This window comes from Falsiroseomonas sp. HC035 (genome assembly GCF_050563525.1).
Lineage (GTDB): Bacteria > Pseudomonadota > Alphaproteobacteria > Acetobacterales > Acetobacteraceae > Falsiroseomonas.
Genome location: NZ_JBNXUN010000079.1, coordinates 1 through 577 on the forward strand (window position 1 = coordinate 1; position 577 = coordinate 577).

Below are 577 nucleotides of genomic sequence, written 5' to 3' on the forward strand. Positions count from 1 at the left end.
CTGGTCCACCAACGCCCCGCTGGTGCTGCGGCGCAACGAGGCCTGGTGGGGCGGCGCGGTGCCGTGGGAAACAGTAAGCCTGACACCGATCCCGAACGACACGGCCCGCGTCGCGGCGCTGCTCGCCGGCGATGTCGAATTCATCAACAACGTCCCGCTTCAGGACGCGTCGCGCCTTGGCGCCGATCGCCGCGTCGCGCTGTTCTCCAGCCCCTCCATCTACGCGGTCAACATCTACCTAGATGTCGAGCGGCCAAACCCTCCGGGCGTGGATGCGGGTGGCCAGAATCCGATGCGCGATGTCCGGGTGCGGCGCGCCATGTCCCTGGCACTGAACCGCGACGCCATCGCGCGGCAGATCATGGAGGGCTATGCCGATGCCACCGACCAGCCCGTGCCGCCCTTCATCTTCGGTGCCATCGCCGACCGGCCTGTGCCAAGTCAGGACCTGAACGCGGCGCGGGCTTTGCTGGCGGAGGCGGGGTTTCCGCAGGGCTTCGGGATCAACCTGTTCTGCTCGCCGAGCCGGACGCCGCGGATCTGCCAGGCGATCGCCGCGGCCTGGACACGCATCGGC

Annotated in this window: 1 protein-coding gene; it reads left to right on the forward strand. The window is 69.2% G+C overall.

All coding sequences use genetic code 11. The features are described from left to right. On the forward strand, nt 1-577 hold a 577-nt coding region (locus ACLF3G_RS29525; RefSeq protein ID WP_430672942.1), incomplete at both ends, for an ABC transporter substrate-binding protein.